The sequence below is a fragment of the Sphingomonas citricola genome, from assembly GCF_019429535.1.
Lineage (GTDB): Bacteria > Pseudomonadota > Alphaproteobacteria > Sphingomonadales > Sphingomonadaceae > Sphingomonas > Sphingomonas citricola.
The window spans coordinates 494,278-516,943 of record NZ_JAHXZM010000001.1 but is presented as its reverse complement, the minus strand read 5'-3'; the positions used below and the strand labels follow the sequence as shown (position 1 = coordinate 516,943).

At 68.4% G+C, this 22,666-nt stretch carries 17 protein-coding genes; 4 read left to right on the top strand and 13 right to left on the bottom strand.

Annotated features, from left to right (window positions below):
• Nucleotides 1-33 precede the first annotated feature (33 nt).
• From trxA to KZ810_RS02510, 7 genes are read right to left on the bottom strand one after another with little or no spacing between them, the layout of a single operon-like run.
• Entirely contained in the window at nucleotides 34-357 is a 324-nt protein-coding gene (gene trxA, locus KZ810_RS02540) for a thioredoxin (protein ID WP_219767401.1), read from the bottom strand.
• A 48-nt stretch (nucleotides 358-405) separates the two neighbouring features.
• Nucleotides 406-3,855, bottom strand: a complete 3,450-nt coding sequence (addA, locus tag KZ810_RS02535; protein ID WP_219767400.1) for a double-strand break repair helicase AddA — start codon at nucleotides 3,853-3,855, stop codon at nucleotides 406-408.
• Entirely contained in the window at nucleotides 3,839-6,811 is a 2,973-nt protein-coding gene (gene addB, locus KZ810_RS02530; protein ID WP_219767399.1) for a double-strand break repair protein AddB, read from the bottom strand. Before addB ends, addA begins: the two co-directional genes overlap by 17 nt.
• 6 nt (nucleotides 6,812-6,817) lie before the next feature.
• Nucleotides 6,818-7,516: a nucleotidyltransferase family protein gene (locus KZ810_RS02525; protein WP_258044391.1), complete on the bottom strand. Its 699-nt coding sequence runs from the start codon at nucleotides 7,514-7,516 to the stop codon at nucleotides 6,818-6,820.
• Between the two features lie 53 nt (nucleotides 7,517-7,569).
• The gene (locus tag KZ810_RS02520; protein ID WP_219767723.1) at nucleotides 7,570-8,547 is read right to left on the bottom strand and encodes an aminoglycoside phosphotransferase family protein; all 978 of its coding nucleotides are present in this window, start codon (nucleotides 8,545-8,547) and stop codon (nucleotides 7,570-7,572) included.
• Nucleotides 8,548-8,573: 26 nt separating this feature from the next.
• On the bottom strand, nucleotides 8,574-9,029 hold the full coding sequence (gene tsaE, locus KZ810_RS02515) for a tRNA (adenosine(37)-N6)-threonylcarbamoyltransferase complex ATPase subunit type 1 TsaE (RefSeq protein WP_219767397.1): 456 nt from the start codon (nucleotides 9,027-9,029) through the stop codon (nucleotides 8,574-8,576).
• Nucleotides 9,026-11,281 (bottom strand): sensor histidine kinase, encoded by a 2,256-nt coding sequence (locus KZ810_RS02510; protein WP_219767722.1) that lies wholly within the window; start codon nucleotides 11,279-11,281, stop codon nucleotides 9,026-9,028. The genes tsaE and KZ810_RS02510 overlap by 4 nt, the downstream gene beginning before the upstream one ends.
• A 301-nt stretch (nucleotides 11,282-11,582) precedes the next feature.
• Here KZ810_RS02510 and KZ810_RS02505 point away from each other — a divergent pair, with 301 nt between their 5' ends.
• Nucleotides 11,583-14,696, top strand: a complete 3,114-nt coding sequence (locus KZ810_RS02505) for a TonB-dependent receptor domain-containing protein (RefSeq protein ID WP_219767396.1) — start codon at nucleotides 11,583-11,585, stop codon at nucleotides 14,694-14,696.
• Nucleotides 14,697-14,846: 150 nt separating this feature from the next.
• Here KZ810_RS02505 and ahcY read toward each other — a convergent pair whose 3' ends face one another.
• The gene (gene ahcY, locus KZ810_RS02500; RefSeq protein WP_373369131.1) at nucleotides 14,847-16,265 is read right to left on the bottom strand and encodes an adenosylhomocysteinase; all 1,419 of its coding nucleotides are present in this window, start codon (nucleotides 16,263-16,265) and stop codon (nucleotides 14,847-14,849) included.
• 233 nt (nucleotides 16,266-16,498) lie between these two features.
• Entirely contained in the window at nucleotides 16,499-17,059 is a 561-nt protein-coding gene (locus KZ810_RS02495) for a YqgE/AlgH family protein (RefSeq protein WP_219767395.1), read from the bottom strand.
• A 100-nt stretch (nucleotides 17,060-17,159) separates the two neighbouring features.
• Here KZ810_RS02495 and KZ810_RS02490 point away from each other — a divergent pair, with 100 nt between their 5' ends.
• From KZ810_RS02490 to KZ810_RS02480, 3 genes are all read left to right on the top strand, one after another.
• Nucleotides 17,160-17,639 carry a peroxiredoxin gene (locus tag KZ810_RS02490; protein ID WP_219767394.1) on the top strand — a complete coding sequence of 160 codons (480 nt, stop codon included), beginning with the start codon at nucleotides 17,160-17,162 and terminating at the stop codon, nucleotides 17,637-17,639.
• An 87-nt stretch (nucleotides 17,640-17,726) separates the two neighbouring features.
• Entirely contained in the window at nucleotides 17,727-19,157 is a 1,431-nt protein-coding gene (locus KZ810_RS02485) for an AMP nucleosidase (RefSeq protein ID WP_219767393.1), read from the top strand.
• Between the two features lie 88 nt (nucleotides 19,158-19,245).
• Nucleotides 19,246-19,896 (top strand): hypothetical protein, encoded by a 651-nt coding sequence (locus KZ810_RS02480; protein ID WP_219767392.1) that lies wholly within the window; start codon nucleotides 19,246-19,248, stop codon nucleotides 19,894-19,896.
• 14 nt (nucleotides 19,897-19,910) lie between these two features.
• Here the strand turns inward: KZ810_RS02480 and KZ810_RS02475 are convergent, their stop codons facing one another.
• The 4 genes from KZ810_RS02475 to KZ810_RS02460 are packed head-to-tail and all read right to left on the bottom strand — an operon-like array spanning nucleotide 19,911 to nucleotide 22,632.
• Entirely contained in the window at nucleotides 19,911-20,678 is a 768-nt protein-coding gene (locus KZ810_RS02475; RefSeq protein WP_219767391.1) for an alpha/beta fold hydrolase, read from the bottom strand.
• 4 nt (nucleotides 20,679-20,682) lie between these two features.
• Nucleotides 20,683-21,114, bottom strand: coding sequence for a GFA family protein (locus KZ810_RS02470; RefSeq protein ID WP_219767390.1), 432 nt, complete (start codon nucleotides 21,112-21,114; stop codon nucleotides 20,683-20,685).
• Between the two features lie 34 nt (nucleotides 21,115-21,148).
• Nucleotides 21,149-21,598, bottom strand: coding sequence for a hypothetical protein (locus KZ810_RS02465; protein ID WP_219767389.1), 450 nt, complete (start codon nucleotides 21,596-21,598; stop codon nucleotides 21,149-21,151).
• Nucleotides 21,599-21,603: 5 nt separating this feature from the next.
• Entirely contained in the window at nucleotides 21,604-22,632 is a 1,029-nt protein-coding gene (locus KZ810_RS02460; RefSeq protein WP_219767388.1) for an aspartate-semialdehyde dehydrogenase, read from the bottom strand.
• Nucleotides 22,633-22,666: the final 34 nt, after the last annotated feature.

Genomic DNA, 22,666 nt, shown 5'->3' with positions numbered 1-22,666 from the left:
GCGGCGCGGTGAGCCGCGCCGCCCCGTCACGCTTCAGGCCAACTCACCCTCGAGCCACGCCTTGATCCGACCTTTGGGTTCTGCGCCGACCTTGGTCGCCGCCGGCACGCCGCCCTTGAACAAGATCATCGTCGGAATGCCGCGCACGCCGTACTGGCCGGGGGCGTCGGGGTTCTCGTCGATGTTGATCTTGGCGATCGTCACCTGCTCGCCCAGCTCTTCGGACAGCTCCTCGAGGCTCGGCCCGATCATCTTGCACGGCCCGCACCACTCGGCCCAGAAATCGACCAGCACGGGCTTGTCGGCCGACAGCACGTCGTTCTGGAAGCTGGCGTCGGTGATCTTCTTGGTAGCCATGTCAAACTCCTTGTGTTGCGCAGCATCTAGGATGCGCGCGGCCAGCGCTCAACCATCCGCGACCAAGCTTTGCTCCGCCGCCGCCAAGCCGCGCTTGCCCCGCGACAGTGCCGCATCGTCGAGCGCGATCAGCGCCGGGCCGCCGGTATAGAGCAGCGCGACCTCGACCGCGTGAGCGGGAAAGATGACCGCCAGCGCGGCCTGATACGCCGCCATCTGCTTGAGGTGATAATCGGGCACCTGCGTTACGTCCCGCGGCACCTGACGCCCGGTCTTGTAATCGATCACACGGACGCAGGTATCACCAATCAGCAATCGGTCGGCCGTCCCTGACACGACACGCCCGTTCGGCAGCACCGCGCTGATCGGCGCCTCGACCAAGGCCTCGGGCCCGAACAGATCGGCAAAGACGGGATCGCCCAAAACGCGCAGCACCGGCGCGACGATCGCCGGCCGGTCTGCCACCGGCACGTCACGCGAGGCGAGCCATGCATCCGCCGCCCCCTCGCGCGCGGCCGGCGCGACCGCCGGCAATCGCTCGAACAATGCGTGCATCAGCGTGCCACGTTCCGCCGCCGCCTGCATCTCGGGCGTCGGCGGCGCATCGCCCGCGTCATCCTCGCCCAGCGACGAAGGCGCGAGCGGCCGCGGCGGACGCTGCTCCTCGGGCGCCAGCTCGCGGGCCCAGGCGGGCAGCGGCAAGTCGTCACGCGCTTCGGTTGTGGTCGCGCCACGGAGCGGCACGGGCGCGCGGGGTTCGCTCCCCGCGAACACGCGCGGCTCACCGTCTGCGCTTGCCACGCCGAGCGCATCGAGCGTCCGCTCGGTCACGGCGTACCAGCTCGCGGGCGGGGCCTCGCCCTTCCACTTCGCACTGAGGGAACCGGTCACCACCAGCCGTTCCTCCGCGCGCGTCGCCGCGACGTAGAACAGCCGCCAATGCTCCTCGCGCTCGCGCCGCTCGGTCTCGGCCAGCGCCGCGTCGATCTCGCCCGCGCGCTCTCCTTTGCGCGGGCGGAACACCGGGATCGGCTCGTCGAGCCCGCCGGGCTGCCACATCACGGTCGAGCGCGGGGACGAATCGGGATCGGCGGTCGCGTCCGCCAGAATGACGAGCGGCGCCTGCAATCCCTTCGCGCCATGCGCGGTCATCACGCGCACCGCGTCGAGCGGCGCGGCGGCGTCGCGCACGATCTCCACCTCGTCGCGCTCGAACCAGTCGAGGAAGCGTTGCAGCGACGGCGTGGTCGTGGTCTCGAAATCGAGCGCGGCGTTGAGCAGTTCCTCGATTGGGTCGCGCGCTTCCTCACCCAGTCGCGACAACAGCTTGCGCCGCCCCTCCAGCGGCCCCGACAGGATCATCTCAAGGAACTGGTACGGCGTGCGGAAGTCGGCGCGCGCCAGCATCAGCTCGAGGTCGCCGAGCAGCGACGGCACCGTCTTGGTCAGGTGCCGCCACAGCGCTCCCTTGCGCGGCACCGCGCGCGCCAGCAGCTCGTCCTGCGTCCAGCCGATCAGCGGCGAGACGAGCAGATTGGCGAGGCTTAGATCATCATCGGGTTGCAGCACGAAGCGGATCGCGGCGAGCAGATCCTGCACCGCCAGCGGCGCGCTTAATCGCAACCGGTCGACGCCCGCGACCGGCACCCCCTCGGCATAGAGCCTGGCGACGAGCAGTTGCGCCAGTTCGCCGCGCCGCTTGACGAGAATCATCACGTCCTCGGGGCGAAGTGGGCGGCCCTTGCTCTCCAGCATCAGCCCGTCGTCCAGCCAGCCACGTACCAGCTTCGCGATCCGCGTCGCATTGGCGCGCACGGCATCGTCGATCCAGCCCTCCTCGCCGCCTTCCTCCGCCTCACTCGCGCCGGCGGCAATGGCGGGGATCAGCATCACCTGCCCCGGCCCGGCGATCCGGCTGCCGTGCGGCGGGATCATGTCTTCGCCCGCGAACTGCGTCGGCCCGACATGCTCGATCGCGGCGTCGACGAACTCGAGCACCGGCGCGGTCGAGCGGAACGAGTCGACCAGCGACAATCGGTCGAACGGCAGTCCGCGTTCGCCCGCCTCCATGTCATCGTCGCCCGCGACCATCGCCGCGCGCGCCTCGAAATACCGCTCGGCCGCCATGAAGTTGACCGGGTCGGTGCCCTGGAAGCCGAAGATCGCCTGCTTGGTGTCGCCGACCGTGAACAGCGTCCGCACCGACGGCGCGTAGACTCCGCGTCCGACGAAATATTCGTCCACCATCGCGCGGATGATCGTCCACTGCGCGACATTGGTGTCCTGCGCCTCGTCGACCAGCACATGCTCGGTGACCTGATCGAGCTTGTAGCGGATCCACTCGCCGATCCCTTCCTGCCTCAGCAGGTTTACCGTCGCTCGGATCAAATCGTCGAAATCGACCGCGCCCGCGCGCCGCTTCGCCGCCGCATAGCCGCGCGCATATTCGCGCCCGACCTCCAGCGCCGAGCCGAGCAGGTCGGCGTAGGCGGCGCGCACCTGCAACCCCAGCAGATCGGCACACGCGTGGCCGAGCTCGTCGGCGAGCGCGACGTAACCGGCCTCCGCCGCGATCAGCTTCGCCGACGCCTTGCGGGGTTCGCCTGTGCCCGTGCGGACCACCGCCATCAGCGCGCTCAGCTGTTCGACCCGACCCGCCACGTCAGCGGCGAGCCAAGCCGCGACCGTGTCGGCGTGCTTGAGCCCAGTCGCCGTACCCCAGGCCGCATTCGCCGCCGCAATGCGCCCGATCGCGCGCTCGTCCAGCCCCGCGCACCGCTCGCGCACGTGCGCGTCGATATCGCCGAGCGGCACGCCCAGCGCACCACGGATAAACGCGCCGATCCCACTCGGCAGCGCTTCGAGCGCGCTCCCGGCACGCGCGCACTCGTGCAGGAACTGCTCTGCCCCCTGCTCGCCCAGCCGGACGCTCAGCGCGCCGATCGTCGCGACCGGCGCGTCTCGTCCTTCACGATCGGCGGCAACCAGCATGTCGGACAATGCCTGCCGCCGGAGCAAAGCTTCCTCGCGCGGCTCGATCGGGCGGAAGCCGGGAACGAACCCCGCTTCGACCGGGAACGACGCGAGCAGGCTCTGGCAGAAACCATGGATCGTCAGGATACGCAAGCCGCCGCCCGGCGCATCGAGCACCTTGGCGAACAGGGTGCGCGCGCGTGCGATCTGCCGCGGATCGCCCGGCTCGCCCAACGCCCGCAAGTCAGAGAACAACGCGGTGTCGTCCATCCGCACCCAGGCGGCGAGCCGGCGGCTGATCCGCGCGGTCATCTCCGCCGCGCCCGCCTTGGTGAAGGTCAGGCACAGGATCGCCGAGGGATCAGTCCCGCCCAGCAGCAGGCGGAACACGCGCGCGGCGAGCACCTGCGTCTTGCCAGTCCCCGCCGAGGCGGACAGCCAGACGTGCGCGTCGGGGTTGCTCGCGCGCTGCTGGTCACCCTGGAGCGCGGGCAAAGGCGCGAGCGCGTCAGCGTTCACGGCCATACCATTCGTCGCTGCGCATCAACTGATCGTATTCGGCGAACGGCGCAAACTCCGGGTGCAGCTTGGCAACGAACGCTTCCTCGCCGGTCAACCAACGCCCCGCGGCCTCAGCGAAGCTGTCGCGCGCGGCGCGGGTGAAATCGTCGGTCATGATACGCCCGTTCTTGCCCGCGGGGTCTGCCGGGCTGGTCACCGCGCCGAACCCGTCGCGCCCCTTGGCAAGCGACCAATATTCGAACCCGCCCGCGCGTCCCGACACGCCCTCGAACGCGCCTGCCTCCGCCATCGCACCGAGCAGCCCCAATTGCAGATTGAACCCGCCGCGTACCGCCGCGACCGACGGCGCCTTGCCGGTCTTGTAATCGACCACCACGATCGATCCGTCCGCGGCGCGGTCGACGCGATCGAAGCGCCCGGTCAGCTTGATCCCGGACAGCTGCGTATTGCCTTGACCTTCCGCCGCAAGAATATCGCGCCCCTCGGCGCGGTTCGCCTGCATCGTCGCGGCGATCCACTCGATCCCCGCGATCAGCCGCGGCTGCCAGAGCGCGCGTAGCAGCGGGTGCGCGGCGGGGTCGTCGAGCATCTCGAGCGCGCGCGGCACCAGCCGATCGGGCGCGCACGCATCGTGCTTCGCCCATTCCTCCAGCACGCCGTGGACCGCGGTACCGCGCCACGCCGCACTCGGATCGGCATCGACCGCGTCGAGTGGCATCAGTTTAAGAATACGCCGCGCGTAGAAGGCGAACGGATCGGCCTTCAACCGGTCGACCTCGGTGACCGAGATACTCTTGGGCCGCAGATCCGCGCGCGGCACCGGCGCGGGGCGCGCGACGGGCTCGGGCGTCGCGCCGTCGTCGAGCAACCGCGTCCACCGCTCCAACCGGTGCGCGCGCACGAACCGCGTGCCCGCCATCGCCTCCAGCCGCAGCCAGAAACGTGACGCGAGCGCGGGGCTGCGTGCATCGCGCCGGCTGCGCGTGATCAACACCTGCGGCGCGCCCAGCCCCTTTCCGAAATCGTGCGCCGCGGTGCCGATCGCGCGCTGCAACCCCGACAAGCCCAGCTCGGCGCGGATACGCGGCGCGAGCCACGGGTCGGGGGGCGGGTTGCCGGGCCATACCCCCTCGTTCAACCCGCCCAGGATCATCAGATCTGCGGTCTGCAACCGCGCCTCGATCAGGCCGTAAATCGCCAGCCTCGGGTGTTCGCCCTGAATCTGCCTGACCGCGACCTCGTCCATCAATAGGCGCAGCAGCGGCGCGAACCCTGCCGCGGAGGCATTCGCGGGACCGAGCGGCGCCTGCCGTTCCAAATTGGTCAGCAGTTCGGCGGCGCACTGACCCGCGGGGCCGCGCCACACCTCGTCGCCCGCGAGTGCCTGCGCCGACACGCGCAGCCCCGCGACCAGCTCGGGGAGGCTCGACGTACCGCTCGCGAACACCGCCGCGACCGGCTCGAGCAGCGCGCGCGCCTCTTCCCACCATGCAAGCGCGGCGCGGCGCAGGTCGCGTTCGCGCTCCGGCCCGTCGTTGAGATGCGCGGTGATCCCGGCGAGCCCCGGTGCCGGGCGCGGTCCGCGGAGCGCACGGTCGAGCCGGCGCACACCCTCCAGCCAACGCCCCCGCGCCTCGCCACTCCTGACCAACGGATGCTTGAGCAGCGTCAGCAGTGCCATCGGCGCGAAATCCTGCGCCGCCGCCTCGACGATCGCGAGCAGCAGCGTGCCCGGCGGCAGGATCGACAGCGCGCGCCCAGCGCTGTCGTCGATCGGGATGCCCCAGCGCGCGCAATGCGCCGCCACGCGCCGGGCGAGCGCACGGTCGGGAGTGACGAGCGCCGCGGTCCGCCCCGTCTGCTCGATCCACTCGCGCATCGCGAGCGCGATTGCCTGCGCTTCCTCACCCGGGGTGGCGAGTTCGGCCAACTCGACCCCGGTCAGCCGCCGCTCGGATGCGTCGAGATCGGTCCACTTGCCGGTGAAATCGGCCGGGGCCAGCGCGTTGGCGATCGCCCGGCCGCGCACCGCGCTCGCGTCATGGTCGGTGCCGCCGACCCAGGTGCGCACCTCACCGCGACCGACGCCCATACGGTCGAGGATCAGCTTCAGGTGGAACTGCGGATGTACCTCGATCGAACGGCGCCGCAGCCCGGTCACCGGATCGGGCAGGTGCGGGCCGAGCGCGTCCCACTCCTCCTCGGGCATCCGCGTGTCGAGGTTGGCGAACGCGACCATGCCCTGCGGCAATCCCGCCACGACGCGCAGCAGCCGCGCGATCGCGGGCGCAGGGTCGGTGATACCGATCGCGCAGACGAAGCCCGCCGGCGGGCGCTCACGCCACCGCGCCGCCTGCGCGTCGAGCAGCGCGATCCGCCGCACCCCCGCCTCGATCCGCCCGAGGCGTTCACGCTCCGCCGGCCAGCGATCGAGCACGATCCGGAACAGCTCGAGGGCGCGCTGCCAATGTTCGGTCAGCCCCTCACCCGGATCGATCTCGGCCAGCCGTTCCGGCGCGACCTCCTCGACGATCAACTGGTCGAGCGTCCGCGCGAGATCGCCCGCCAACCGCACCGCCTCCGCCGCATCGACGGGCTGCCCGGTGCGCGCGCGCTCCTCCTCGACCATGCGCGCGAGCACCATGCGGCGCTGGAGCGGGTCGATCGCGGGCGGCAGCAGCGGCGTCACACCCGCGGGGTCGAGCGCGGCGCCCAATGCCTCGCCCAGGTCGTCGCCCGCGAGGCTGACGATCCGCGGCAGCAGTAACGCGCCGCCGCTCGCGCGGACGAACGCGCGGGTCATCGCGATGCCTGCGCGGTTGTTGGGCACCAGTACCAGTCCGCGTGCGAGCGTCAGTCGATCGTCGCCGAACCGCCGCAGCAACCCAGCCACCGCCGCGTCGGCGATCGCCCGGTGCGCCGGTATCGTGTAAAGATGGAGCCCCCGCTCCTCGCTCACCGGCGTTCAGCCATCCGCGAGGATCGCTTCGGTCCGCGCGATCGCACCCGGCGTGCCGACGTCGAACCACAACCCCTGATGGACCACGCCGTACGCGCGCCCCGCGGCGATCGCGCGGTCCCAGAACAAATTGGTCGAGAACGGCCCCTCGGGCCAGTCGGCGATGACGCGCGGTGAGAGGATCTGCACGCCGGTATAGACGAACGGCGCGACCCGGCCCGGCCGACGCCGCCCGGTGATCCGACCCCCGGCATCAATATGGAAGTCACCCTGCCCGCGATGGTTGTGCGCGCGTGCGTAGGGCACCAGCAGCAGAAGTGCGTCCATCGCCGCGTCGTCCCAGTGCGACGCGAGCAGCCGGATCGCGTCGGTCGGCCCGTCGAGCCACAGATTGTCGCTGTTGACGACCAGGAACGGCGCGTCGCCCAGCATCTCGCGTGCCTTGACCAGACCACCGCCGGTTTCGAGCAACTGCGCGCGCTCGTCGGACACGACGACGTCGAGCCCGGAGACGCGGTGCGTGACATGCGCCTCCAGCGCGTCGGCGAGGTAATGGACGTTGACGACCGCGCGCTCGACCCCGGCATCGCGCAACCGGTCGAACACGTGATCGATCAGCGGCTTGCCCGCGACCGTGATCAGCGGCTTCGGGCGAAGTGCGGTCAACGGGCGCATCCGCTTGCCCAGACCCGCCGCCATCACCATCGCGGTCTTCGGGACCCCGGCTTCGGGCACCGGACGGATGTAGCGCGGGCGCGTCACGCCGCGGCTCCGCGCACCAGCATCGGATCGCCGCGTAGTTCGGGCGGGATGTTCGCGTCGAACCAGCGTGCGACGGGGGCGAGCACGGGATGGCTCAGGTCGCGTTCCAGATACGCCCAGACTCGCGGGCACAAGGCGGGATAGCGCGGCTTGCCGTCGCGCTTCCACAACCGCGTGAAGATGCCGACAATCTTCGCGTTCCGCTGCGCGCCGAGCACGTGATAGGCATCGAGAAACGCCGATCCCGCGCCCGTTGCGGCAGTATAGCGCGCGAGCATCGCCTCCTCGATCGACGGCTCCACGTCGCGGCGCGCGTCCTGCAACAACGACACGAGATCGTAGGCCGGATGCCCCGCGAGCGCGTCCTGGAAATCGAGCAGTCCGAGCGCGCGCTCGGGCCCCACCAGCATCAAATTCTCGGCGTGATAGTCGCGCAGCACCGTCACCGGCCGCTCGGTCAGCGCATGATGCAGCACCTCGTCCCACGCAGCACGGTAGCCGTGCGCGTCGACGTCGAGCCCGATCGCCGGACAGAACCAGTCGACCAGCAATCCCGCCTCGCGCTGCAATTCCGCGCGGTCGTAGGCGCGCCACGCGCCAGCGGGATGCTGGTGCAACGCGACCAGCACGTCGACGGCGGACGAATAGAGCGGCACCAGCGCGTCGGCGTCGGCGTCGACCGTTTCGCGCATCCGCACGTCGCCGAAATCCTCCAGCAGCACCAGCCCGCGGTCAAGATCGATCGCGTGGATCGCGGGCGCGGCGAACCCGCGCTCCCCTAGCCACGCCGCGACGCTGATGAACGGGCGCGGATCCTCGTGCGGCGGCGGCGCATCCATCAGCACCGCGCGACGCCCCCCCGCCTCGACGCGAAAATAGCGCCGGAACGACGCATCACCGGCGAGCGGCGCAATCGTGGCGCCGTGCCAGCCCGCGGTGTCGAGGAACGTGGCGGCATGTGCCGGCGGGATCATGTCGCCGGGCATCGGCGCGCCGGAAGTCATCTCGGTACCCATCGCCACTCCCATGCCGCCGACGCATGCCAAGTCAAGGCGCGCCCGCCCGCCGGTGCGACGGCGAAGTCGAGCCGCAGCGGATCGCGCCAGATGCTGGCGGGCACCCGCTCGGGCCATTCGACGAGCAGCGCCGAATCGTAGAGCGCGTCGGCGAGTCCCAGTTCCTCGAGCTCGCCCGCATCCTCGATCCGGTAGAGATCGGCGTGCATCACCGGAAGGCGCACCTCGGGCGGGGCATAGGGTTGCAGGATCGCGAAGGTCGGGCTCGGCGCCTCGCCCGCGAGCCCGAGGCCCGCGAGCACGCCGCGTGCGAAACTCGTCTTCCCCATGCCGAGCCCGCCCGACAACAGCACCACGTCGCCCGCGCGCAGCACCGGCGCGAGCGTACGTCCCAGCGCCTCGGTCGCGGCCGCGTCGGGCAGGACTAGCGTGCCCGTCATCGCCGCGGCAATTCGACCGTCACGAGCGAACCGTGCCCCGGCTCGCTCACCAGCGACACCGTGCCCCCGTGCGCCTCGACAAACTGCTTGGCGAGCGGCAGGCCCAGCCCTAGCGCGCGCTCCTGCCCCGGCGTAATCCCGGGCTGGGCGAAGCGGTCGAACGCGCGCGCTGCCTCCTCGACGGTCATGCCCTCCCCGTCGTCGGACACGACGATCCGCGCGCGCTTCGAGTCGCCGTCGACGTGGAGCAGCACGCGCCCGCCCGCGCGGGTCGCACCGACCGCGTGGCGCAGCAGATGCTCAACCGCCTCGCGGATGCGGCGTCGATCGGCATGGATGCGCCCGGCGGTGCGCTGCACCTCGACCACGAATTCGATTCGGTGCCGCCTGGCCGACGCGGTCAGCGCATCCGCCGCGGCGCGCACCACCGCGCCGAGTTCGATATCCTCGCGCTCCAGCGTCGCACTGTCCGCCTGCGTCAGGTCGAGCACGTCGTCGATCAACACGCCCAGCCGCTCGACCGAGTCGAGGATCGCATCGACGTACGCAATCGCCTCGCCCGACAGCGTTCCGGCATAGCCACCGTGCAGCATCTCGGCGAACCCGCTGATCGAGGTTAGCGGCGTGCGCAGTTCGTAGCTCATGTTGGCGACGAACGCCGTCTTGACCCGGTCCGCGGCCTCCAGCGCCTCGTTGCGGTCGCGCAGCGCCTGCTCGATCCGGCGGCTGTCGGAGATGTCGAGCATCGTCACCAGCGCGTTGCCGTCGGGCAACGGCACCGCCGCGAACTCGAAATGACGCCCGTCGGCGAGCGCGACGCGACCGCCGCGCTGCTTGCGCTCGATCGTCGCGTAGCGGACGAGTTCAGAGACGAGCGCGGCGCGCGCCTGGTTGGCGAGTTGCGGCGCCAGCCGCTCCGCGATCGCATCGACGCGCGGGTGGCCGGCGAGGAACTCCTCCTCGAAATTCCACAAAGCACGAAAGCGGTTGTTCCACAATTGCAGCCGGCCGTCGGCGGCGAACACGCCCAGCGCCTCGAACAGATTGTCGAACGTCGCGGTGCGAACGCGCAGCAACGTGTCGCGCGCGCTGGCGAGCTGGACCTGCTCGGTGCGATCCTCGAAGATCAGCAACAGTCCGCCGTCGGGCAGCGGCTGCGCGACCACGCGCAGATGCGTGCCGCCGGGCAGGTGCCAATTCTCCTCCGCGGCGCCGTCGGCGGCGAGGAACCAGCCGCGCCGCTCGGCCTTCCAGCCCGGAAAGTCGCGCACCTCGGGCACGCGCCCGGCCTCGCGCATGCGTTCGAGCACGCGGTCGAACTCGGGGCGATCCGACAGCCATTCGCGGCGCATCGCGAACATCCGGCGGAACGGCTGATTGCAGAAGATGAGGCTCCGGTCGCGCCCGAACTGGACGACGCCAGCGGACAGCCGATCGAGCATCGCGCGCTGCGCCTCGGCGAAGCGCTTCTCGCGCGCATTCGCCTGTTCAAGCTCCTCGATGTCGATCGCGTAGCCGGCGACCCCGCCGACAGGCAGCGGCACGTCATGGAGTCGGAGCGCGCGGCGCGCGCCGCCGATCGTCGCGGGCAGCACGCGCTGCTGCGGTCGCCCGGTATCGCGCGCCGCGATCGCACCCGCGCGCGGCCCGCCCTGCCCCGATCCTTCGGTGAGCTCGAGCCCGCGCGCGATCACGCTTGCCGCATCGCGCGCCTCGACCGCGGTGACATAGGCCGAGTTGACCATCGCGAGTTGCAGGTCCGCGTCGCGGTACCACATCGGCAGCGGCGCCGCCTCGATCAGCCCGCTCAGCGCCGCAAAAGCTTCGTTCAGCTCCGCCGCGTCCTGCCGCAGCCGCGCGAACTGCTCCTCGCTCGCGGTGACGTCGCTGAACCACAACACCACCTCGTCACCGCGCCGCTCGCCGATGACGCTGAGCGCGCGCGCCCCGTCGCCGGTCCGCACAACGCGGGTGAAGGGGCGCGCAGCGCGCAGGAGCGCGTCGATGTCGCGGGACAACACCGATGCGTCGTCCGTCACTAGTCCCCAGTCGGCGGTGCGAAGCTCCGCAACGCTGCGCGGCGGATGAGACCAGTTAAGCCACGCTGCCACGCGCGCGGCAACCTCGACCCTGCCGTCGGCACCGATCAGCAGCGACTGTACGGGCGCGGAGGCGAGCAACGACGTCAGCCGCGCATGCGTGCCGACTAGACCGGCAGCGGCCGAGCGCGCGCGCAGGCCGGCGGCGAGCATTGACGCTGCCAGCGCGAAGAAGACCGCAAGCACCACCCCCACGGCGACGAAGATCAATCCCCCACTCACGTTCGCGCTGGTGTCGGCATCGGCATCAACGCAGCCCTATCCCGCTTGCTTCACCCCAGCAAGAATGCGGCATGCTTTCGGTGGGTGTTGCACGATCGTCACATTTGTAAGTTATTACGGGCAGCTATGTTGCCATACCTATCCTCGTCGAGCTGCCGCGCATAAACGCTGCGCGAGCCTGTCGGTCAGCGATGCTGCCCGACCGCCGTTCACGGTTTTCGAGAGGATTTCGATGATATCGTCTTCACGCCAGCGCCTGCTGGCCACCACGCTCTTGGCTGGCGCAACGCTTGTCGCCACGCCGAGCTTCGCTCAGGACGCAGCGAACCCGGCACGCGCGGCGCAGACTGGCGCGGCGGGTGAGGCAGAAGCGTCGGCGCCCGCTGCGGCGCAAGGGCAAGGTGGAGTCAACGCGCAAGATGCGACGACTACGAGCGCAACGGATCCCGCCGCTCAGGCAAACGGAGCGGCTGGACAGGGCGGTGAGCCCGCCGGTGACATCGTCGTCACCGGATCGCGGATCGCTTCCCCATCGGCAACGGCCGCGTCGCCGCTGCAGGTGATCGGCGCCGAGCAGATCCAGCAAGCCGGCGTCATCAACGTGCAGGACGTGCTGCTGCAAAACCCGAGCTTCGGTGCTCCGGGCATCAGCCGCACCAATTCCAGCTTCGCGACGCAGTCGGCGGGCGTCGCGACGGTCAATCTGCGCAACCTCGGCGAGGATCGTACGCTCGTGCTGGTCAACGGACGCCGGTTCGTATCGGGCGTGCCAGGCAGCCAGGCGGTCGACCTCAACGTCATCCCGACACAGTTCATCGAGCGGGTCGATACGCTTACGGGTGGCGCATCGGCCGTGTACGGATCCGACGCCGTCGCGGGTGTCGTCAATTTCGTCTACAAGACGAAGTTCGACGGCGTGCAAATCGATGCGCAGACCGGGATCTCGCAATATGGTGACGGCTTCGACCGCCAGGTAAACCTGCTGGCAGGCAAGAACTTCGCCGACGGGCGCGGCAACATCATGCTGTTCGGCGGCTATTCGAAGCAGGGCACCGTTCTGAAGCGCAATCGGTCGACCGAGGCCGGCTCGAGCGCGATCGATTCGACCAGCCGGGGTGCTTACGTGACTGGGCTGGACGAGGATCTGTTCACCCCGCAGCGTCCGTATTTGTCGGGTTATGCGCCGCAAGGCCGTTATTACGCTGGCGATTCAACGTTTACTTATGGCCAGGACGGCGCGCTGCGCGACTGCGTATCGGTCAATGGCACTGGTGGATGCGTGAACGCGGATGGCTCGGTCGCCGGACCGGACGGCTTCAACCGGTCTGACTTCCGCTACCTCGCGGTTCCGGTCGAGCGCTACGTCACGGCCGGACGCGCGAACTTCGAAGTGTCGCCCGCGCTGAACCTGTTCCTCGAAGGCAATTACGCGAAGACCAAGGTCAGCACGGTGATCGAGCCGTTCCCGCTTGATTCCACCTTCAGCAACCCGCGCAATAGCGGCCAGATCCCGATCCAAACCGTGGTCGGCGGCATCACCTACCGCAATCCGTTCGTGCCCGACGCCATCTTCAATGCCGCAACCGACACCGACGGTGACGGCCTGAAGGATATCTACTTCGACCGCCGGCTTCAGGATTTCGGTCCGCGCACGAGCCGCGCCAGTCGCGACACGTTCCGCGTGGCGGGCGGTGCGAACGGCAGTTTCCTGGCCGATCGTTTCAATTACGAAGTGTACGGCATCTACGGCCAGACGAGCGAGAACCAGAGCGGCACCGGCCAGTTCAATACCAACCGCTTCTTCCAGGCGCTGAACAGCTACCGCGACCCTGCGACCGGACAGATCGTCTGCGCCGACGCGGCCGCGCGTGCGGATGGTTGCGTCCCCGCCAATATCTATGGTCCGGGTACACTTGCGTCCGCGCAAGGCTATCTTGCGGTTCCGACCACCTTGTCGACGAAGGTGACGCAGACCGTGTTCGGCGGCAACGTGTCGGGCAAGCTGTTCTCGCTATTCGGCGCCGATCCGGTCGGCTTCAGCGTTGGTACCGAGTATCGCCGTGAAACCAGCCGCAACGACTTCGATCTGCTGACGCAGCAGGGTCTGAACGGCAACAACGCGCTTCCCGCCACCAGCGGTCGTTTCCACCTGTGGGAAGGCTTCGGCGAGACGATCGTGCCGTTGTTGCAGGACCGGCCCTTCTTTCACGCACTCAGCATCCGTGGTGCGGTACGCGTATCCGACTATTCGACGGTCGGGACGACGGTCAGCTACAACTACGGAGGTGAGTGGGCACCAACGGGCGATATCCGCTTCCGCGTGATGCAGGCACGCTCGATTCGCGCGCCCAACATCAACGAGCTGTTCCAGGGGCCGCAGCAGAACTTCCCCTCGGTCAACGATCCCTGCATCGGCGTGACGGCGAATACCGCCGGTACGCTGGGCACCCAGTGCCGCAGCAACGCCGGTATCGCCGCAAATATCGCGGCGAATGGCTCGTTCACCCCGTCGCAGGCAGATATCCAGGGTGTGACCAGCTTCGAGAGCGGCAATCCGCTGCTGCAAGAGGAGAAGGGCGACTCGTTCACCGCCGGTGTCGTGCTGACGCCAAAGTCGATCTCGGCACTGCGCAACTTCGTCGTCACGGTCGACTATTTCAACATCCGCATCAAGGATGCGATCGTCCAGACGCCGCTCCAGTACATCCTGAATCAATGCTACCAGGCAGCGAACAGCGATTATTGCGCGCAGATCACGCGTCGTCCGGCGAACATCGGGCCGAACACCGCGGGATCGATCGATCAGTTGACCACCACCTATCTGAACAGCGGTGGTGTCAAGACGCAGGGTATCGATACCGTGATCACCTGGCGCCAGAACCTGACCGATATCGGTTTGGCGGGTACGCTGGGATTGCGCGGGTCGTACACGCACCTGATCTCGGGCTATACCGTGCCTCTTCCTGATGCCGACCGCGACTATTTCGCGGGAGAGATCGGCGCGTCGCGTGATCGCTTCACCGTCAATGGCTCGTACGACATCGAAGGTGTCGGCCTGACCATGACCGGTACGTGGCTGAGCCAGGCAAGCCTCGACGACCAGTTGACCGGCGCGCGTCCGGGCTCGAACCCACTTTATCGCGTCCGCCCGCAATTCTACCTCGACTCGCAGATCCGCTTCAACGTGAACGACCAGTTCGAGTTCTACGTCGGCGGGTTCAATCTGCTCAACAACAAGCCTCCGTACCTCGCCGACATCGGCGCCGATGCGGGACAGGACACCGCAACCAGTGTCTACGATCCGCTTGGCCGCCGCTATTACGCGGGCGTCCGCCTGAACTTCTGATCGTCGACGCGGTCAGAAGGTAGTTTAAGGGGCGTCGCGGACCATCCGCGGCGCCCTTTTCGCTGCTCATCAAAACTCACCTCCGATGCGCAAAGAAAAAGGGCGGAGCCGAAGCCCCGCCCTTTCCTTCGTCAGCCTGTCGGCCGGCAATCAATAACGATAGTGGTCCGGCTTGAACGGGCCTTCCACCGGCACGCCGATGTAGCCCGCCTGCTTCGGGGTCAGTTGCGACAGCTTCACGCCCAGCTTCTCGAGATGCAGCGCCGCGACTTTCTCGTCGAGGTGCTTGGGGAGCACGTAGACCTGGTTCTGATAGTTCTCACCCTTGGTCCACAGCTCGATCTGCGCGAGCGTCTGATTGGTGAAGCTCGCCGACATCACGAACGACGGGTGACCGGTCGCGCAGCCGAGGTTCACCAGGCGGCCCTTGGCGAGAATGATGATCTGCTTGCCATCGGGGAACTTGACGAGGTCGGTGCCCGGCTTGACCTCGGTCCACTCGTAATTGTCGAGCGCCGCGATCTGGATCTCGCTGTCGAAGTGGCCGATGTTGCAGACGATCGACATCGGCTTCATCGCCTTCATGTGATCGGCGGTGATGACGTCGGCGTTGCCGGTTGCGGTGCAGAAGATGTCGGCGCGCTTGACCGCCTCGTCCATCGTCACAACCTCGAAGCCTTCCATCGCGGCCTGCAATGCGCAGATGGGATCGATCTCGGTCACCATCACGCGCGCGCCGCCGTTACGCAGCGACTGCGCCGAGCCCTTGCCGACATCGCCGAAACCCGCGACGCAGGCGACCTTGCCCGCCAGCATGACGTCGGTCGCACGGCGGATCGCGTCGACCAGCGATTCCTTGCAGCCGTACAGATTGTCGAACTTCGACTTCGTCACCGAGTCGTTGACGTTGATCGCGGGGAACGGCAGCTCGCCCTTTTTCGCGATCTCGTACAGGCGGTGGACGCCGGTCGTCGTTTCTTCCGACACGCCCTTCAGGTTCTTGACCGTCTCGGTCAGGTAGCCCGGCTTCTTCGCAATGAATGCCTTCAACGCGCGCTGGAACTCGACTTCCTCTGCGTTCTCGGGCTCGCCGAAGCTCTCGCCACGCTCGAGCTTCGCGCCCCACAGCGCGAACATCGTCGCGTCGCCGCCGTCGTCCAGGATGATGTTCGCGGTCTGACCGTTGCCGTCATCCCAGTCGAAGATGTTGCCGACATAGTCCCAGTAATCGGCGAGGCTTTCGCCCTTCACCGCGAACACCGGGATGCCCGCCGCCGCGATCGCGGCTGCCGCGTGGTCCTGCGTCGAGAAGATGTTGCACGTCGCCCAGCGCACGTCGGCGCCGAGCGCGGTCAGCGTCTCGATCAGCACCGCGGTCTGGATCGTCATGTGGAGCGAGCCGGTGATCCGCGCGCCCTTGAGCGGCTGCGACGCGCCGAATTCCTCGCGCAGCGCCATCAGGCCCGGCATCTCGGTTTCGGCGATCTCGATCTCCTTGCGACCGAAATCGGCGAGGCCGATGTCTGCGATGACGTAATCGTTGTTGTCCAAAACGGGGGCGGTAGCCACGGCGTTTCTCCAGTCGTGTGAGGCCGCCCAAGGTGAACACGCGCACCGGACGACATGCGCGGCGCAATAGCGGCACGAGCGCCGAGGGGCAAATATAAAGATATCTTTATATGTCGCGTGAGTTCAGCCGGCCTTGGGGCCAGGCTAACCTCGCTCGACCGGCCGGCGGCGCGCAGGCGCCGACCGACGACGCGGGATTAACTCCCGCGTCACGGGCCTCTACAGAGTAGTCGCTAAGCCCGCCCCGCCTCGAACCCGAGCAGCCGCGGGTCGACCCCGGCGACCCGGAACCCGCGCCGCCAGCGCTCGGCCGCGGGCGTCTCGAACAGCATCGCGTCATCGTCGGCGACGTTCAACCAGCCGTGCCGGGTCAATTCCTCGTCGAGCTGCCCCGCACCCCAGCCCGCGTAGCCGAGCGCGACGATCCACGCCGACGGCCCCGTGCCGGCTGCGATCGCGCGCAGCACGTCGAGCGTGCTCGACAACGACCAGCGCCCCGCGACCGACAACGTGTCCTGCCCGCCCCAGTCGGTCGAGTGGAGCACGAACCCGCGCCGCGCTTCCACCGGGCCACCGAAATGCACCGGCGCGTTGGGCGCGGCGCCCGGCGCGATCTCGAGCTGCTCGAGGACGTCGTGGAGGCCCAAGCCGTTGATCGTCGCGCCGACCCCGATCCCGAGCGCGCCTTCCTCGTCGTGGCTGCACATGGCGATGACCGAATGCTCGAACCGCGGATCGCCGATCCCGGGCATCGCGAGCAGGAACTGCCCGGTCAGGTAACGCGACTCTTCCATCGCCGCAGTCTAGGCGCGTGCGTGCGCGAGCGCCAAGGCTTGTGTTCGCCGGCCGCGCTTGCGAGAGCGCGGGCTCCGATCCCACAGGAGCATCACGAACATGACGATCAGCGTCGGCGAGCAACTGCCCAAGGTGAACCTTACCAAGATGACCGCGGACGGCCCCGAACCGGTCGACACGGGCGAGTATTTCAAGGGCAAGCGGGTCGCGCTGTTCGCGGTCCCCGGTGCCTTCACCCCGACCTGCTCGGCCAAGCACCTGCCGGGCTTCGTCGAGAAGGGCGCCGAACTGAAGGCCAAGGGCATCGACGAGGTCGTCTGCACCTCGGTCAACGATCCCTTCGTGATGGGCGCGTGGAGCAAGTCGTCGAACGCCGATGGCGTGACGATGCTGGCGGACGGCAACGGCGATTTCGCCGAGGCGCTGGGCCTGACGATGGACGGCAGCAAGTTCGGCATGGGCACGCGCAGCCAACGCTACTCGATGGTCGTCAACGACGGCGTCGTCGAACAGTTGAACGTCGAGGGGCCCGGCGAATTCAAGGTCAGCTCGGCCGATCACCTGCTCGGACAACTCTGAGGCATGCGGGCGGGCGGCGTAACAGGCCGCCCGCTTTCTCCGGGTCGCGGACTTGAAAGCGCAACACGTCGGGCATAATCGCTGGTGATGATTGCTGCCGACATCGTCCGCGAACTGGACCGCCTGTATTCCGCCTCCGTCGACCGGCTGAAGACCGCCGTCGCCGCCTATATCGCCGACCGGACCGAGCCCGATCCCGCGTGGCGCAAGGACGGTTCGTTCGCCTACCCCGAAATCCGCATCCGCTTCTCCGGCGCACCGTCGCGCACCGCGCCGCCGCGGTCGTTCGGCCGCCTCGTCACTCCGGGCGAATATCGCATCAGCGTGACCAAGCCCGACTTGTTCCGCGACTATCTGGTCGAGCAGTTGACCTTCCTGATCGAGGATTACGAGGTCGAGGTCGACGCGGTGCCGGGGCGGCAGGAAATCCCCTTCCCCTACGTGCTCGACGCGGGCAGCGCGCTGAGCCTCGACCAGGTGTCGGCCGCCGAACTCGCGCGCTGGTTCCCGACGACTGAACTCGCGTACATCGGCGACGAAATCGCCGACGGGCTGTGGGCCTCGTTCGACGGCACCCGTCCGCTCGCGCTGTTCGACGGGCTGCGCACCGATTTCAGCCTTGCGCGGTTGCGCCACTATACCGGCACCCCGCCCGAGCACGTCCAGCGCTACGTGCTGTTCACCAACTATCACCGCTACGTCGACGAATTCGTCCGATGGGCGACGACGCAGGTCGGCGGCGATTCGCGCTTCACCGCGCTGTCGGGTCCGGGCGGCGTCATGTTCCGCGCCGGCGACGATCCCGCGATGCTCGACGACAGCGCGTGGCGGCGGTTGCAGATGCCGGCCTATCACCTGATGGCGGACGACCGCACCGGCATCACGCTCGTCAACATCGGCGTCGGTCCGTCGAACGCCAAGACGATCTGCGACCACCTCGCCGTCATGCGGCCCGAGGCGTGGCTGATGATCGGACATTGCGGCGGCCTGCGCCCCAGCCAGCGGATCGGCGACTATGTCCTGGCGCACGCCTATCTCCGCGACGACCATGTCCTCGACGACATGCTACCGCCAGAAATCCCCGTTCCCGCGATCGCCGAGGTGCAGCAGGCACTCGCGCGCGCCGCCGAGACGATCTCGGGCCAGTCGGGCGAGGAACTGAAGCGTCGTCTGCGCACCGGCACGATCGTCACCACCGACGATCGCAACTGGGAGCTGCGCTACGCGCGCTCGGCGCTGCGCTTCTCGCTCAGCCGCGCGGTCGCGATCGACATGGAATCGGCGACGATCGCGGCGCAAGGTTACCGTTTCCGCGTACCGTACGGCACGTTGCTGTGCGTCTCCGACAAGCCGCTCCACGGCGAGCTGAAGCTGCCGGGTCAGGCCAACCGCTTCTACGAACGTGCGATCAGCGAGCATATGCGGATCGGCATCGAGACGTGCGAGGAACTGCGCCGCGAGGGAGACCGACTTCACAGCCGCAAGCTGCGCGCGTTCAACGAGCCGCCGTTCCGCTGAGCGACTGATCCAGGTTGGGGTGTCGCGGCGGAAACCCGCGCAGGGCCGTGCGTTACGCAAGCGGAATCATTTCTGCTGGGAGCTGACGATGGCCGACGAGAGCGACACCCCGACCCCGCCGCCGACCAGTTCGGCACCGGCGACCCCGCGCCGCCGCGCGCCCCGCAAGACGACAACGAAACCGGCCGCGAAGCCCAAGCCCCCAGCGAAGGCAGCGACCGACACGCCGGCGGCCACCAAACCCGCCAAGGCACCGCCCAAGCCGCGCTCGACGAAGCGCAGCACACCCAAGCCTGCGGCGAAGCCCGTGCCCAAGGCTCGCGTGACCGAGACTGCGCGCGAGGTCAGCGACGCGGTGGCCGAGGCCGAGGAGCGCGCCGCCAGGGTTGCGAAAACCGCCGCGCGGCGCACCCGCTCAACCACGAAGAAGGCTACGGCCACCGCGGACAGGCTGACCGAGAAGGTTGGCGGCAAATGGGGAGCCGCGGCGATCGCGGGCGGTGTCGCCGCGATCGGCGCGGCCGCGACCGCCGCGCTATTGTCGCTGCGCAGTTCGTCGGCGAAGTCGGCGAAAGGACACCAACCCGCGTTGCTGCCCGATGCTGCGAAGACGCCCGGCGCCGCGACGCCAAGTGTGACCGCGCACCAGCCCGACGGGACCGATGCGTCCAAATCGTTCGAGGCCGGTATCGCCGACGAGAACACGATCCCCGACACGGGCACGCCAACCGCGTCCTGACGACGCGCCCGGCGTTACCGCCGCAGGAACGCCGCGATCGCGTGCCCCAGTTCGGGCTTGGTCACCGCGCTCATGTGATTGCCCGGCACCTCGACGTAACGGCCGCCCGGCAGCGCGTCGGCGAGATCCCGCGCCGACCCGTTGTCGTCGTCCTCCGCACCCGCGGCGACGAGAACGGGTTGCGCGATCGCGTCGAGCGCGTCGCGCGGCGTGTCGACGAAGGTGTCGAGGACACGCAGCAGCGCTTCCGGGTCGCCTTTCGTCGTCTTCAGGAACGCCTCGGTCAGCCACTCACGGCTGCCCCGCTCGAAACTGCCGAGATTGGTCAGCACGTTGCGGAAATATCCGCCCCGCCCCGCGGTCGACGTGATCCCCGCCAGCCCCATGCCCGACAGCACGACGCGCGCGGGCGTCGCCCCGTTCGCGAGCATCCGGACGGTCGTGCGCGCGCCGAGCGAATAGCCGCCCAGGTCGTAATCGGTCAGCCCAAGATGCGCGACCAGCGTTAGCCCGTCGCGCATCAGCGCGTCCGCGGGATAGCTCGCGGCTTCGTGTGGCTTCGCGCTGTCGCCGTGCCCGCGAAGGTCGGGCATGATGACGCGGAACCCTTCCGCCGCGACCGCGGAGGCGTGGCCGTAGCGCAGCCAATTGGTCTTCGTATCGGAGAAATAGCCGTGGATCAGCACCACCGGCCGCCCCTCGCCCAGTTCGCGCCACGCGATCCGCACGCCGTCGAAACTGTCGAAGAATTGCGGTTCGATCTCGTTACTCGTCACGCGCATTCTCCTATTTGGCGACGAGCGGCTGATATTCGTCGCTGCGCAGCCGTGGCAAGCCTGCGCTGTCGAGCCACGCCGCGTGGTGGCTTTCCCAACCGAAATGCGACGTCGGGCGGAACCGTGACGGTTCGTCGAAACTGCCAAGCATCAGGTCGATCTTCGCGGGGCGTCCGTCCGCCGGGCTGTCGACATATTCGAACGTCAGCGGCGTGCCGCACGCCGCACAGAACCCGCGCCGCGCGATCGGCGAGGAGGCGAACCGGTCGGGCTCGCGCGTCCACGTGACCGTGTCGCGCACCACCTGCTTGTACGCCGCCGCCACGCCGCCGGTCGCGCGCTGGCACATTCGGCAGTGGCACAGATATGCGTCGTCGCCCTCCACCTGCGCGGTGTAACGCACCCGGCCGCACTGGCACCCGCCGGTCATCTGCTCGCCCACCGGCGTATCCTCCGTGAAAAGCGTGAAACGCCGGTCAACCGGGATAGACGCTCGTCGTCGTCGTCACCACGCGCCAGACCCCGTCGGTGCGTCGCTCCCACACGTTGAGCCCGGTGCCCGGCAGATGCACCTCGATCATCGCCCGATCACCGCTGACCAGCGGGCCGCGCAGATCGAAGCACGACGGCGCGGCGCCGACAGGCACGCCACCGACCGTCGTACCGCTGATGCCGCCCCCGCCGCGGAAGGCGCCGCGCGCGTAGAGGTCGGCATATCCTGGCGGCGCGGGCGGATCGACGCGGCGCACGTCGGCAGCCGGCTGCCACGGGGCGATGACGCGGTCGACACACAGTTTCTGCCCCGGCGCGGTCCGCGCCACCTCTTCCATCGCCACGTCGGCGATCGCCGCGATCTCGTTGCGTGGATTGGGCTGGCACGCCGACACGGCGAGGAGCGTGATCAGCCCCGCCGCCGCGCGCCGCATGGGGATCAGTCCGCCTTCTTCAGATGACGCCGCCCGAGCAATTCGGCGATCTGCACCGCGTTCAATGCCGCGCCTTTGCGCAGATTGTCGCTGACGCACCACAGCGACAGGCCATTGTCGACCGTCGGGTCCTCGCGCACGCGGCTGACATAGGTCGCGTCGTCGCCCGCCGCCTCGATCGGCGTGATGTATCCCTCGTCCTCGCGCTTGTCGATCAGCATGACCCCCGGCGCCTCGCGCAGGATCCGCTGCGCCTCCTCGGCGGAGATTTCGTTCTCGAATTCGACGTTCAGCGCCTCGGAATGGCCGACGAAGACGGGGACGCGAACGCAGGTCGCGGTGACCTTGATCTTCGCGCCCAGGATCTTTTTGGTCTCGACCACCATCTTCCATTCTTCCTTGGTCGACCCGTCGTCGAGGAAGCTGTCGATGTGCGGAATGACGTTGAACGCGATCTGCTTGGTGAACTTCTTCGCCTCGGCGGGATCGCCGACGAAGATGTTGCGGCTCTGCTCGAACAGCTCGTCCATGCCGACCTTGCCCGCGCCCGACACCGATTGGTAGGTCGCGACCACGACGCGCTTGATCGTCGCGGCATCGTGCAACGGCTTCAGCGCCACCACCATCTGCGCGGTCGAGCAATTGGGGTTGGCGATGATGTTCTTCGCGCGATAACCGTCGATCGCGTCGGCATTCACCTCGGGTACGATCAGCGGTACGTCGGGGTCCATGCGATAGAGCGACGAATTGTCGATCACGGTGCAGCCCGCCGCGGCAAATTTGGGCGCGTAGACCTTGGTCGCCTCGCTGCCGATCGCGAACAACGCCATGTCCCAACCCGCGGGATCGAAATGCTCGATGTTCTGCACCTTGAGCATACGCCCGGTGTCGCCATACTCGATCTGGTCGCCCTGGCTGCGCGACGATGCCAGCACCGCGATCTCGTCGGCGGGAAACTGCCGCTCGGCCAGGATGTTGACCATCTCACGTCCGACATTCCCGGTCGCACCCGCGACCACCACCCGGTAACCCATCAACCCAGTTCCTCAATCAATCGCTGCCGCCTTA